This is a genomic window from Algibacter sp., from assembly GCF_029245835.1.
In the GTDB taxonomy this organism is placed as follows: Bacteria; Bacteroidota; Bacteroidia; order Flavobacteriales; family Flavobacteriaceae; genus Algibacter_B.
Window position 1 is genome coordinate 1 of the sequence record NZ_JAQWOO010000014.1, and the last position, 14,632, is coordinate 14,632.

9 protein-coding genes and 1 pseudogene are annotated in these 14,632 nt (G+C 32.7%); 4 read left to right on the forward strand and 6 right to left on the reverse strand.

Annotation, left to right across the window (positions count from 1 at the left end):
* The 6 genes and pseudogenes from P8K68_RS01760 to panC all read right to left on the reverse strand — a co-directional run.
* A pseudogene (locus P8K68_RS01760) lies at positions 1-1,688 on the reverse strand (hypothetical protein); the annotation flags it as partial.
* A 395-nt stretch (positions 1,689-2,083) separates the two neighbouring features.
* Entirely contained in the window at positions 2,084-3,442 is a 1,359-nt protein-coding gene (gene radA / locus P8K68_RS01765) for a DNA repair protein RadA (RefSeq protein WP_300247586.1), read from the reverse strand.
* A gap of 3 nt (positions 3,443-3,445) precedes the next feature.
* A complete protein-coding gene (locus P8K68_RS01770) occupies positions 3,446-4,597 on the reverse strand; it encodes an alpha/beta hydrolase-fold protein (RefSeq protein WP_300247588.1) in 1,152 nt (383 codons plus the stop codon).
* A 65-nt stretch (positions 4,598-4,662) separates the two neighbouring features.
* Positions 4,663-5,631: a lysylphosphatidylglycerol synthase transmembrane domain-containing protein gene (locus P8K68_RS01775; protein ID WP_300247590.1), complete on the reverse strand. Its 969-nt coding sequence runs from the start codon at positions 5,629-5,631 to the stop codon at positions 4,663-4,665.
* A gap of 6 nt (positions 5,632-5,637) precedes the next feature.
* A complete protein-coding gene (panD, locus tag P8K68_RS01780) occupies positions 5,638-5,988 on the reverse strand; it encodes an aspartate 1-decarboxylase (protein WP_300247592.1) in 351 nt (116 codons plus the stop codon).
* 13 nt (positions 5,989-6,001) lie between these two features.
* Positions 6,002-6,853: a pantoate--beta-alanine ligase gene (gene panC, locus P8K68_RS01785; RefSeq protein ID WP_300247594.1), complete on the reverse strand. Its 852-nt coding sequence runs from the start codon at positions 6,851-6,853 to the stop codon at positions 6,002-6,004.
* Between the two features lie 200 nt (positions 6,854-7,053).
* On the opposite strand from panC, the gene P8K68_RS01790 reads away from it, so the two are divergent.
* The 4 genes from P8K68_RS01790 to P8K68_RS01805 all read left to right on the forward strand — a co-directional run bounded on the left by P8K68_RS01790 (position 7,054) and on the right by P8K68_RS01805 (position 14,626).
* A complete protein-coding gene (locus P8K68_RS01790) occupies positions 7,054-7,863 on the forward strand; it encodes a glycogen/starch synthase (protein WP_300247596.1) in 810 nt (269 codons plus the stop codon).
* Between the two features lie 26 nt (positions 7,864-7,889).
* Positions 7,890-9,542 carry a DUF4270 domain-containing protein gene (locus P8K68_RS01795; protein ID WP_300247598.1) on the forward strand — a complete coding sequence of 551 codons (1,653 nt, stop codon included), beginning with the start codon at positions 7,890-7,892 and terminating at the stop codon, positions 9,540-9,542.
* A 149-nt stretch (positions 9,543-9,691) separates the two neighbouring features.
* Positions 9,692-11,545, forward strand: coding sequence for a glutamine--fructose-6-phosphate transaminase (isomerizing) (gene glmS / locus P8K68_RS01800; protein WP_300247600.1), 1,854 nt, complete (start codon positions 9,692-9,694; stop codon positions 11,543-11,545).
* A gap of 219 nt (positions 11,546-11,764) precedes the next feature.
* Positions 11,765-14,626, forward strand: coding sequence for a TonB-dependent receptor (locus tag P8K68_RS01805; RefSeq protein ID WP_300247602.1), 2,862 nt, complete (start codon positions 11,765-11,767; stop codon positions 14,624-14,626).
* Positions 14,627-14,632: the final 6 nt, after the last annotated feature.

Sequence of the window (14,632 nt, forward strand, 5' to 3'; positions counted from 1 at the left end):
CTATCTAAATAATCATCTACACCATCAAAATCTATGGTAGCTGATGATGGTGGATTAACATCAAATAAATCGCGGTAATCTAAATCACCGCCTGATGCTAAATCACCATCCGCATCTGGTAAAATTGTTAAATCTGAAGGGGTTTCAATATCCTCATTGACATCGAAAGTAGCATCATTAACTCCTGAAGTCTCAAAAGTATTATCCAATCCATCAGTATCTGTATCGGTTCCTGATACTGAATTAGCCATTCCGTTTTCTTCTATATCTGGTGTACCGTCGTTATCACTATCCATATCTATATAATCAAATACACCATCAAAATCAGTATCTGTTAAAGACAAGCCTGTTCCATAGTTGTTATATATTCCCGTAATACCATCTATAACCAAAGAAGGTCCAATATAACCTAGAGTTGTTTGGGCTTCAATATTATCTGGTATTCCATCATTATCTGAATCAATATCTAGAAAATCAAAATCCTCGGAACTATCAGTATTTACTGGGTTTGTTCCTGAACCTGAAGAACTGGGTATACCATTTGTAGTTGGTGTAATACCTATAGTTCCATCTGCCATACTGTTGTTATCTACATCTACTCCACCAGATTCAATTACATCTGTAATTCCATCATTATCACTATCAAGATCAAAATGATTAGGTAATCCATCTTTATCTGCATCTAGGTTAGCAAATACTCCGAAGGCATTTAATGTACAAAAATCAGGATCTTGATAATTAGGTGTGCCATCAGTGTCATCATCTGCTGAAGGGTCTATCCCTCCACATTCATCAGTATCTTTAATTCCATCATTATCGTCATCTAAATCATCCACATCACTAAACCCATCACTATCAACATCAGGCAGGGTAAGTATAAACAATTTCCCATCGGCATGATCGTTTGTTGAAGCTGTTAATTGTGCCTTAGTAATAAGAGACCCATTTGGTGCAATATCATCAAGATAGAACAACGCAATACCAATAGTACCATAATTTTCAAGCACTCTATCACTTAACCAATAATCTGACCCAGTAACAGGTGGATTTACGGCACCAGGAGTTCCAAAATTTCCATTAGATCCAGTTCCTCCAAAACCCCATTTTGTTGATGTTTGATTTACAAACGTTTCACCTAAAGATTGTTCAGCACCACCGCCAGCAGGTATCCCAAAAAGTTCTACATGATAGCAGTTATTGGCATTTCGTTCTGTGACTGCAATAACTCCACTTGTACTTGCAATAATTCCAGTACCATAAGTTAAGGTTTGCCTTTGTGCATCTGTTGTTGATTCTGACGAGTAATTATCACAAATACCTCTACCGTTACCGTTGGCTTCAAAATAATGATTAAGATTCAAGTCTTGAAAAGAGGCTAATGCTGAAGCATTCCAAGAGCCACTAGCACTTGTAGTCTCCGTATATGTTCCATTTAGTCTAATATTATTTGCTCCGTGTCCATTGGGTCCTAATTGTGTCATTGTATAACCTACGGGAACACCATAGTTGAAATATACAATCCCATTAACTGTAACACTTTGAATTGTAGCAGATTGTGTTGGAGCCGTTTGTGTATCGCTCCATTGAAAGCTAACCCCGGTTTGAATACTTGGAGCATTAGTTTGAGCGATTAAATTACCAAATGAGAGGCATGCTATAATTACCAAGAAAAGTAATTTTGCTTTCATATTTAATTGATTTAGGCAAGTCAACATTAAAATATATGAAATTATGATTAAGAACAACTTAAACCCTTTATAATATGAAACATTGAACATAAATATGTCACAATTACAGCTTTAAGGTTCTTGTTAAAGTTCTTTACTTTAAATTAAAATATATATTGAAACTAAACTTGAGGGAAGAATATTTCAGTTTTTGAATCCTATTTTCAGGATTCAGTCTAAAATTGTATCACAATAGTAATGCAATTAATTCACAAAACCTAATAAAAATCAGTTTAAAAGATTAATTTATCCGACAAAAAGATATTTTTCGTAAGATAAATCGATTAAGAAATATGGCAATTGCTTATATAAAGATATTTGTTATTCAGATTGTAATTTATTTTATTGCTTAAGTTTTAAACAATTAAATCAACTAAATCTTCAATTTTAGAAATTAATTGAATTTTAATACCTGTGTTTTTTAATGAAATTTTATTGTACTTAGATACAAAAATGGTTGAAAACCCTAATTTTTCGGCTTCTAAAATACGTTGCTCTACGCGTTGTACAGGGCGAATTTCGCCAGACAATCCAACCTCAGCAGCGAAACAAAAATCTTTTTGCAAGGCAACATCTTCATTAGACGATAAGATAGATGCAACTACTGCTAAATCTATGGCAGGATCATCTACAGTGATACCGCCTGTGATATTTAAAAACACATCTTTTGCCCCTAAACGGAAACCAGCTCGTTTTTCTAAAACCGCCAATAACATATTTAACCGTTTTGCATTAAATCCGGTGGCACTGCGTTGTGGTGTCCCGTAAACTGCAGTACTAACAAGTGCTTGCACTTCAATCATAAGCGGTCTCATACCTTCTAAAGTTGCTGCTATGGCATTACCCGAAAGCTCTTCATCTTTTTTAGAAATTAAAATTTCCGATGGATTTGTAACCTCTCGCAAACCCGAACCTTGCATTTCATATATACCTAATTCATTTGTTGACCCAAAACGATTTTTGTGTGCCCTTAAAATTCGGAATACATGATTTCTATCGCCTTCAAATTGTAAAACGGTATCCACCATGTGTTCTAAAATTTTAGGGCCAGCAATATTCCCATCCTTGGTAATATGACCAATTAACAATACTGGCGTTGCTGTTTCTTTGGCAAATTTTATAAGCTCTGTAGTACACTCTTTTATTTGGGAAATACTTCCAGAAGACGATTCTATATAATCGCTATGTAAGGTTTGAATAGAGTCAATAATAACAACATCTGGTTGAAGCGAAGCGATTTGTTTGAAGATATGTTGAGTTTTAGTTTCTGTTAAAATATAACAGTTACTATTTTCTGGATTGATACGTTCTGCACGCATTTTTATTTGTTTCTGGCTTTCCTCTCCCGAAACATAAAGTGTTTTATAAGGTAGCTTTAAAGAGATTTGAAGTAACAGCGTACTTTTACCAATTCCGGGTTCTCCTCCTAATAGAGTTAAAGACCCTGGTACTATACCGCCACCTAAAACACGATTAAATTCTGCATCATAAGTGTCTAATCGAGGTTCTTTAGAGGTGTCAATTTCATTAATTCGTAACGGAATTGATGCCTTCTTTACTTTAGAGGTAGGAGATTTCCAATCGCTTTTTTCTGGCTTTTGAATAAGCTCTTCTACAATCGTATTCCATTCTTTACAGGCATTACATTGCCCTTGCCATTTAGCATATTGTGTGCCGCAATTTTGACAAAAAAATGTGGTTTTTACTTTTGCCATTATTTAGTATCCGAAATCTGATTTAATTAAATCTGCTTTTTCTAACATTAACTCTTTTGTAAGTCCTGCAACTTCTTCTAAGGTATAAGCTGATTGGTAGGTACGCATAGCTTTTTTAGGCTCTCCTGTTTCTTCATAAAAACGGGCAACATAATACGTTCCCATCATGGTATCGGGATAAGCTTTTCTTGCCATTTTACCTAATTCTTCGTAATATTCGTATAATTCATTTCTTTCTATTGCGGCAGATATAGCTTTAAAATCGTTTATTAAAACTTGTTTTTCAACACCAAACAAATCAGAAATAGCTTGATATTTTTCTTGAAGATAAAGCACTGGTGATATTTCTAATTCAAGTATAACCTCTTTATATTCCTTTTTTGTTATGGGTTGAAAGACTTGAAATATGTTTTCTATGGCATTGGGTATAGCATGTGTTGGCACTGAATAATGAGATGGCCCTTCAAAACTATCAAAATTATAGACTAAATTTTCATTATCGATTGCAAAGATATCCGTATTCAAAGCATCTGTCATTCTTTTTAAAGATTTAGAATCATTACTGGTATTTGCTAAATAGTAAAATGTTTTAGATTCAATTTTACTCATAACTTCTGGCAAATATTCTATCATTTGAGGCGCTAATTCTGGACTGATACTAATGTAAGCCTGAAATAAAGATTGTGACTTTAGTAAATAATAGTTTATAAAATTGGCTGTTTCTCCATGCCCTACAGCAACCCTAAAATCACCTACTCTATACGTTTTTTCAATATATGGCATTAATTCCATACCAATAAATTCAAAAAATGCAGCACCAGTTTCAATAGGTAAGGAATTTTGTTCAGAATACATACAATCGTCAAATCGTTTGTCTAGCTGGTTTACACCAACTACTATAGCTGCCGGCATATCTTCCCAATAAGAATAATAATCTACGTTTCCAGCAACAACTTCAAACATATAATCACCATCTAACACTATAAATACAGGATACGTTTTATCTTCATCAGAGTTATACCCTCTTGGTAATTGAATTTTTATTTGGCGTTCTTCTCCTAATTTTGAAGATTGAATGGTTTCATATTTAACTTGAGCATTAGATATATTAAAAGCTAAAAAAAGGATTAAAAAGAAAACAACCGTCTTTTTCATTCTAAATGATTTGAGATTTGACATTGGCAAGGTAATAAATTAAGAGAAAGATAAAAAGCTAAGCTCTAATCGCTTTTTGAAGCCTTAATTCTATTATATATAGGCAAGTAAATTAATGAAATTCCTCCAAAAATAATAATCATAAGGGTTTGTGATGCCCACATAATCCAACCGAAAGCTATACTAGGATTTTCTGGAATTCCAAAAACTGAAAATGCAGCATAAATAGCTAAAGGATAAGAGCCAATACCTCCATTTGTAGCAGCTATACTAAAACTTGCCGATATAAACCCAATTAAAATTGCACCCATAGAAATGCCATCTAAGTCAGCAATAGAAAAAGAGGTTATATAAAACATAAGCACATACATACTCCAAATAAAAAGCGTATGAAAAATATAAGCCCACTTCTTTTTCATTTTAAAAATACTTAATGCGCCTTCAATTAACCCATTTACAAAAGCTCTTATTTTTAGTGCTATTTTAGAACTACTTTTCTTTATGAATCTAAAAAAGAAAATGATTAAAAGGGCAAATACAAGAAGCGCAATCAAAATTTTTATGGGATTGAATTTTTCGATAAGAAAGCCATAAATAAAATCGAATTGAAGAAAAAGGGTTATTCCAATTATTCCAAACATCACAATTAAATCGGCAATACGTTCTGCTACAATAGTGCCAAATGCTTTTTCAAAAGGGACATCCTCGTAATTTGTAAGTATGGAAGCTCTAGCAACTTCTCCAGCCCTAGGAATCGTGTAGTTTATTAAGTAGGTAGCAAAAACAGCCATAATACTATTACCAAACTTAACATTATAACCCATAGGTTCTAACTGGTAACGCCACCGATAAGCACGGGACAAATGACTTAAAAACCCTAAAAACATACCTAAAAAAATCCAAGTATAATCTGCCTTTTTAGCATATTGTAGCAACTCGTCTATTGACACCTTAGAGAGTGAATACCAAACTAAAAAAACTCCCAATAATAGTGGGAGTGTGATTTTTATTATATTTTTTGTCTTTTTATTCAAAAAAAGTTATTTTAATAGATTTGTGGCTTCATCCGGGAACACTAAAGATGGCTTAAATACTTTAGCTTCTTCAATATCCATGAAAGCATATGTTATGAGAATTAAGGTGTCGCCTACTGAAACCTTTCTTGCTGCAGCTCCATTTAAGGTAATTTCTCCACTATTTCGTGGTCCAGGGATACAATAGGTTTCTAGACGCTCTCCGTTATCATTATTTACAATTTGAACTTTTTCTCCTTGTATAATATTGGCAGCCTCCATTAAATCCTCATCAATAGTGATACTACCAATGTAATTGAGTTCTGCACCAGTGCATTTAACTCTGTGAATCTTAGATTTTACTACTTGAATTTGCATGTGGCAAAGGTAATTAATTTAAAGCGATATTATCAATAAGTCTAATATTGTCTGCATATACCGCAATAAAGGCTCTATACGCTTTTTTGTTTGATTTTCTTTTAATTGGTTTTAGGGTTTTAGCGTCTGCAACAATAAAATACTCTAACTCCAGAATATCATGATTATCAAACTGTTTTTCAACCCATTCCGATATTTTATTAGCACTTTTTGTGCCAAACTTTTCTTTAGCTTTTTTTAGTATTTTATAGATAAAAGGTACTGCTTCTTTATACTCTGCTTTTAACCTTGTATTTCGAGAACTCATGGCTAAACCATTAGCTTCACGATGTATTTTACACCCAATAATTTTTACAGGTATGTTATACTTTTCAACTAATTTTTTTATGATCGCCAATTGCTGAAAATCTTTCTCTCCAAAATAAGCTTTGTGAGGTTTTACAATGTCGAAAAATCGTTTTACAATAGTCCCTACACCATCAAAATGACCACTTCTAAATTTGCCTTCCATTTCAAACTCCAAACCATCAAAATCGAATGTTTGAGACACGGTGTTTCCTTCATATATATCATCAACAGTCGGTGCATAAACCATAATATTGGTTTTACTTACTGTTTTTAACAAGGCTACATCACGGTCTAAAGTTCTTGGATATTTTATAAGATCCTCGTTATTATTAAACTGTGTTGGATTCACAAAAATACTAACCACGACTCTATCATTTTCAAGCAAAGCTTTTTTAACTAATTGTAAATGCCCTTCATGTAACGCCCCCATTGTGGGTACCATACCAATAGTTAGCTTTTTAGCTTTAAAGGCATCAATAGCTATTCTAATTCCTTGTTTTTCTGAGTAAACTTCCACTTTTTAATAAAAAATTAACGCGTGCAAACTTAAGATTTTACAACGAATTAGCATAAAATTTTGTACTTTTGCGTGTTTTTTATTTCGAATTTTTCAAAAAGCAGAACCATTGGTGTATTAGTTTTAAGAAATTTTTATTTAAAAAAGAAATCAATAATTGCTATTGTATAGTATTATTTTAAGTCAACAAAAACAAACATATGAAAGATAAGAGGATATTATACGTATCATCTGAAGTTGTACCTTATTTACCTGAAACTGAAATTTCGTCTGCATCGTTTGAAGCACCGAGATTGGTGAATCAGCAAGGTGGACAAATACGAATTTTCATGCCTAGATACGGCAATATTAATGAGAGAAGACACCAATTACACGAAGTTATAAGATTATCAGGTATAAATCTAGTGATTAATGATTTAGACATGCCTTTAATCATAAAAGTGGCTTCAATTCCCAAAGAGCGTATTCAAGTTTATTTTATTGATAATGATGAATATTTTAAAAGAAAAGCAACGTTAACAGACGAAGATGGGAAATTATTTTCTGATAATGATGAGCGTGCTATTTTCTTTGCTAAAGGTGTTATTGAAACTGTAAAAAAATTAAACTGGGCACCAGATATTATTCATGTTCATGGATGGTTAGCCTCATTATTACCACTTTATCTTAAAGAATATTATAAAGATGAACCATTATTTAACGAAAGCAAAATAGTCACTTCTATTTACAATCAAAGTTTTGATGGTAAGTTAAATAACGATATGGTTAACAAGATTAAGTTTGATAATATTGGCGATGCTGTTATTAAATCACTTGAAGAACCAACATATAACAATTTAATGAAAATTGCTATTGATTATTCTGACGCTTTAATTGTAGGATCTGAAAATATCCCAGAAGACCTAGGTACTTATTTAAAAGCATCCGAAAAACCAATTTTAGAATATAAGAGCAAAGACGAATTTGGCGAGGCTTATACAACTTTCTTTAACGAAACTGTTTTAGGTTAAACTATTTATATTCATTAAAATATTATATGAAAAAGACATTTAAAGCCCTTAAATTTCCTATTGTTTTTCTTCTTTTAATATCTTTTATTGCTTGCGATAAAGATTTTAACACTATAGATAGTGATGTTTTAGGAGAAGGAAATGCTAGTTTTTTAACAGACTCTTTGGAATTACCAATAGTGGTTTACAACAAAAAATTAGATTCATTACAAATCAATAACTTATCAGCTAATTTGTTGGGTGTTTTTAACGATCCTGATTTTGGAAAAACCACAGCTAGTATAGTTACCCAAATAACGCCTAATGCTGCCTCTCTAACTGAAAATTTTGGTGTTAATCCAGTTATAGATTCTGTTGTTATAAACATCCCTTATTTTAGTACCATAACTGGAGTCGATTCAAATAATAGTAATATTCAAACATACGCCTTAGATTCTTTGTACGGCAACAATAGCGCTCCTGTAAAATTATCTATCTACCAGAATAATTATTTTTTAAGAGACTTTGATCCTTCTGGGAATGTTAGCAGTGTTCAAAATTACTATTCAAAGACAGAAGTTCTTGATGATGCAACCCGTAATTATGCTTTAAACGGTTCTCAACAAATAGATTTTGATAATCATTTAGGTGAACTGATTTATGAAAATAATAATTTCACAAATAATAGTGAAGCTATTGAATTATGGAATATAACAAGTACAGATACAACTATAACTTATGCAGCACCTGCTTTAAGAATTTGTTTTGATGGTGAAGTTGATGATGATGCAGATGAAATAGAATTTTGGCAGCAAACCATTGTTGCAAAAAATGGGAGCCCTGACATAAGTAGTGCAAATAACTTTAAAAACTACTTTAGAGGTTTATATTTTAAAACAGAAGCCATTGATAATGACGGTAACATGATTTTAATGAATTTAGCTTCAACAGGAGCTAATATTACTATTTATTATTCTAAAGGCGAGGAAGGTACAAGAATACAAGACAGCTACGTTTTAAATTTTACTGGCAATAGGTTAAACGTATTTAAAAATGAGTTTTTTGCGCCATTAATTAATGGTAATAAAGACGAAGGTGATGAAACTTTATACCTTAAAGGATTAGAAGGCTCAATGGCTGTTGTAGATTTATTTCCAACAGAAGAGGCGCTTGAGAACTTTAAAAATCAATTTCTTGATGCTAATGGAAATCAAAAAGCACTTATTAATGAAGCCTATTTAATTGTTTTTGAAGATGATGACATGCTTACAAATCCAATAGACCAAAATGGAAATTCATACCATAAATACGACCGTATTTTTGCTTATGATATAAAAAATAATAGTGTAACCATTGATTACTTAAATGATTTTACAGAAAACCAAACCAACCCTTTAATCTCTAAAATTTTGCATCTTGGCCAAAGAGAAGAATCGGGAAAATATAAAATACGTATTACAGAATATTTAAACAACATTATACAGAACAATTCTACAAATTATCAAATTGGTTTAGTTTTATCAAATAATGTAAATGTTACTTCAAGTTCAGAAATTTTAAATAGTAATGATGATGTTACAGCTGTTCCAATGGCGTCAATAATATCTCCAAGAGGCACAATTCTTCATGGAAGTAATTCGCTTACAGTAGAAAAACAGTTAAAATTTAAAGTATTTTTTACTAAATCTAAAGCCAATTAGTAAATTAAAAATATGTTTTAAATGAAACTAATTTGTTAGTGAAGTGAATTTTATCGTACAAATCAATTCGTTTGTATAATAATTATCTGTCATTAGTATTTATTTTACATATTTGCTTTAAAATTAAATAACCCCAAAATCAGAAAATTATGTGTGGAATTGTTGGATATATTGGCCCCAGAGAAGCATACCCGATTATAGTAGAAGGTCTTAAACGTTTGGAATATAGAGGCTATGATAGTGCAGGAATTGCTTTATTTGACGGCACTGACCTTAAAGTATCTAAAACCAAAGGGAAAGTAGCCGATTTAGAAAAACGCGCTGAAAATGAAATTTCTAAAAATGGAAATGTAGGTATAGGACATACGCGTTGGGCAACTCACGGTGTTCCTAATGATTTAAACTCCCATCCGCATCTATCTAACTCTGGTGAATTAGTTATTATTCATAATGGTATTATAGAGAATTATGAATCTCTTAAACAAGAACTTATCTCTAGAGGTTACACTTTCAAATCAGATACTGATACTGAAGTTTTAATAAACCTAATTGAAGATGTAAAAAAAGAACAGAACGTAAAACTTGGTAAAGCGGTTCAAATCGCATTAAACCAAGTTATTGGCGCATATGCTATAGCTGTTTTTGATAAAAACAAACCAGAGGAAGTTGTTGTAGCACGTTTAGGAAGTCCTTTGGCAATTGGTATAGGCGAAAACGAAGATGAATTTTTTATTGCTAGTGATGCTTCTCCTTTTTTAGAATACACAAAAAATGCTGTATATCTTGAAGATGAAGAAATGGCTGTAATTAGGTTTCATAAAGGTATAAAAGTTAGAAAAATTAAAGATGATTCTCTAGTAGACACTTATGTACAAGAACTTCAACTTAATCTAGAGCAAATTGAAAAAGGGGGTTATGATCACTTTATGCTTAAAGAAATCCATGAACAACCTAAAGCAATAACTGATACTTATAGAGGTCGGTTATTAAGAAACGAAGCTATTATAAAAATGGCTGGTGTTGAAGATAACATGAAAAGGTTTCTTAATGCCAATCGTATAATTATAGTGGCTTGCGGAACATCATGGCATGCAGGATTGGTAGCAGAATATATTTTTGAAGATTTAGCTAGAATCCCTGTAGAAGTTGAGTATGCTTCAGAATTTAGATATCGTAATCCTGTTATTACAGAAGATGATGTCGTTATAGCAATCTCTCAATCAGGAGAAACAGCTGATACTCTTGCAGCTATTAAGTTAGCTAAATCAAAAGGGGCTTTTGTATTTGGGGTTTGTAATGTTGTAGGCTCATCTATTGCAAGAGAGTCTGATGCCGGAGCATACACCCATGCTGGACCAGAAATTGGTGTAGCATCTACTAAAGCTTTTACAACACAAATTACAGTTTTAACGCTAATAGCACTAAGATTAGCAAGGGCTAAAGGCACTATTAGCAGTTCAGATTTCCGTCAACATCTTTTAGAATTAGAAATGATTCCAAAAAAGGTGGAGAAGGCATTACAATCTGATGCCAACATAAAAACTATTTCTAATGTTTACAAAAACGTTAGAAATTTCTTATACCTAGGAAGAGGATATAATTTCCCCGTTGCGCTTGAAGGCGCTCTTAAACTTAAAGAAATTTCATACATACACGCTGAAGGCTATCCTGCTGCAGAAATGAAACATGGTCCAATTGCATTAATTGATGAAAATATGCCTATTGTCGTTATTGCCACAAAAAAGGGACATTATGAAAAAGTAGTTAGTAATATACAAGAAATTAAATCTAGAAAAGGAAAAATTATTGGAATTGTTACTGAGGGAGACACCCAAGTTAGAGCACTAGCTGATCATGTTATTGAAGTTCCTGAAACTTTAGAATCACTATCACCTTTACTTACAACTATTCCTTTGCAGTTATTATCATATCATATAGCGGTCATGCTAGATAAAAATGTTGATCAACCAAGAAATTTAGCAAAATCTGTCACCGTAGAATAGAAAACTTACTTCAAATAGATATTTAAAAATTGCCATGCTTTACTACAATAAGTATGGCAATTCTCAATTTTACCCTATGTTTTTTATTTATTTAGTAGCAAAATCTCAATTTTTTTATTAAAAAGTGCTATGCATGCATAATTTTTTTTACTTTTATCAGCTAGGATTATATCATAATTTTATATTACCTTGTTGTTAAACTTAAACTCAAATTACTAAATGAAGACAATTCTCCCTTATTTAATGCTTTTGTTTTGTGGCTTATCTTTTTCACAAACAACAATTACAGGTTCAGTCGTCGATGATAATAGTCAGCCCATTCCGGGAGCTAATATCATTATTGTTGGAACATCTACAGGTACCGTTACAGATTTTGATGGTAACTTTTCCTTAAACACAAATTTAAATCCCCCATTTTCACTACAAGCAAGTAGTGTTGGTTTTGAAACGGTTATTGAAGCAATAACCTCAAACAACCAAAAAATTAATTTTATACTAAACGAAGGAACCTCTTTAGATGAAGTTGTTATTTCCGCATCAAGAACACCCGAACGTGTTTTCGAATCGCCTGTAACCATTGAGCGTTTTGGATTAAAAGATATAAAAAACACAGCTTCTGCGGAGTTTTACGATGGTTTAGAAAACTTAAAAGGTGTTGATATTAACACTAATAGTTTAACTTTTAAATCCATTAACACCAGAGGTTTTGCTACATTTGCTAACACACGGTTTATGCAGCGCGTAGACGGTATGGACAATGCAGCACCTGCACTTAACTTCCCGCTTGGTAATTTACTAGGCATGGTAGAAACCGATGTGCAAAGTGTAGAACTATTGCCCGGAGCAGCATCCGCACTTTACGGAGCTAATGCCTTTAACGGAGTTCTTTTTATGACAAGTAAAAGTCCTTTTGATCACACTGGTATAAGTGCTTACTATAAACAAGGTATAACATCACAAGAGGTTTCAGGCAATAACGAGTATCAAGATTATGGTATTAGAGCTGCATATAAATTTAATGATAAATTTGCTGCAAAAGTAAACTTTAGTTATTTACAAGGTACCGACTGGGCAGCAAACGATACTAGAGGAAAAGATAGAAACACATCATTTATTAAACCAAATAGCACTAGAGCCAATGATATTGATTATGATGGTGTAAATGTTTACGGAGATTTAGCTTCTTCAAATTTAGCGGTTGTAGCAGCAAGTCCTGATTTCTTACAAGGTCTAGCAGCTAGAGGAATAAATCCTGCAGTAGCAAATTTATTACCAGCAGTAAATGTGAGTAGAACAGGTTATGACGAAGCAGATTTAACAAACTATGATGCCAAAAGCATTAAAGCTGATTGGGGTTTATTTTTCCGTCCTTGGGAAAATGATTTTGAAATTCAATATGTTGGTAAAATAGGTTCTGGTTCTACAATTTATCAAGGTTCTAACAGATACTCTATCAAAAATTTCTTTTTACAACAACATAAATTAGAAATAAAAAATGATAACTTTTTCGTAAGAGGTTATGTTACTGCAGATAATGCAGGAGATTCTTATGATATGGTATTTACAGGTGTAAATATTAATCGACAATGGAAATCTGACGAACAATGGTTTGGAGAATATGCTGGTGCTTTTTTAACAAGTACCTTGGCTGGAGCAACAGGAAATGAAGCGCATGCCAATGCAAGAATAGCTGCAGATACTGGACGATTAGACCCTATTAATACCCCAGAACAATTTCAAGCAGCGTTTAATAAAGTAACAAGTGATCCAAACATACTTACTGGAAGTCAACTTAAAGATGAATCGAAAATTTATCATTCTGATGCTAATTATAACTTTAGTCATTTAACAGATTTTGCCGAAATTCAAGTTGGTGGGTCTTACAGGCAATATGTGCTTAACTCTTTTGGAACTATTTATAACGATGGCGACGGAGAAATACCATATTCTGAAGTGGGTTTATATACTCAAATTCAAAAGAAATTTTTAGAGGATGATCGATTAAAATTAACAGCCTCTTTAAGATATGACAAGTCTGAACTTTTTGATGCGTTTTTCTCACCTAGATTATCTCTTGGATACAATATAGGAAACGATAAAAATCATAACATAAGAGCATCTTTTCAAACAGGATTTAGAAATCCAGATACACAAGCTTTATATATTGGTTTTAACCTAGGCCCTATAGTTTTGATTGGTAGTGCACCAGATAATCCAGAACGATTTTCAAAAACAGCAAGTGGTTCAGATTTATCAGCAACTGGTCAAGCCATACTAGGTTCAACTAGTTATACCTACGATGGAACAGGTGCTTATAACAACTCGTTTACAAGAAGTTCAGCAACAGCATTTGGAGCTTCTAGAAACCCTGCAGACTTAGAAATTGCAAATCCAGATATCGTAAAACCAGAACAAGTCAGTTCTTTTGAGTTTGGTTACAGAGGTAAAGTTGAAAAAGTGGTTATAGATTTTAGCGCATACTACAACCAATATCAAGATTTTATTACAACGGTTGATGTTATTAATCCTTTTTATGGCGATGTTGAATTAACACAAACCATTCCTGTAAATGGCAACCCAACACCTTTAGCATTAGTAGCATTATCACAAGGAGATATTGAGGTATTTCGTGCCTATACAAACACTACTGAAGATGTTAATTCGTATGGAGCGGCTTTAGGAGTTTCTACAAAGGTATTTGGTGATTTTGATTTAGGAATGAATTATACTTATGCAAAACTAGATTTTGATCGTCAAGCAAACTCAGATTTTCAAACTAATTTCAATACACCAGAGCATAAGGTTAAGGCTACTTTTGGAAATACCGATTTATTTAAGAATTTTGGTTTTAACCTAGCATGGAGATGGAGTGACGATTATGTATGGGAAGCCACTTTCCTGACTGCTGATGTTCCTGCCTTTCATGTTCTAGACGCTCAAGTTAATTTTAGAATCCCTCGTTATAAATCTTCTATTAAAGTTGGCGCAAGTAACCTTTTAGGTGATGAGTATTTCACTGCAGCTGGAACTGGATTAATAGGTTCTCAATACTATGTGTCTCTGACTATCAATAACCTATAAAAAAAA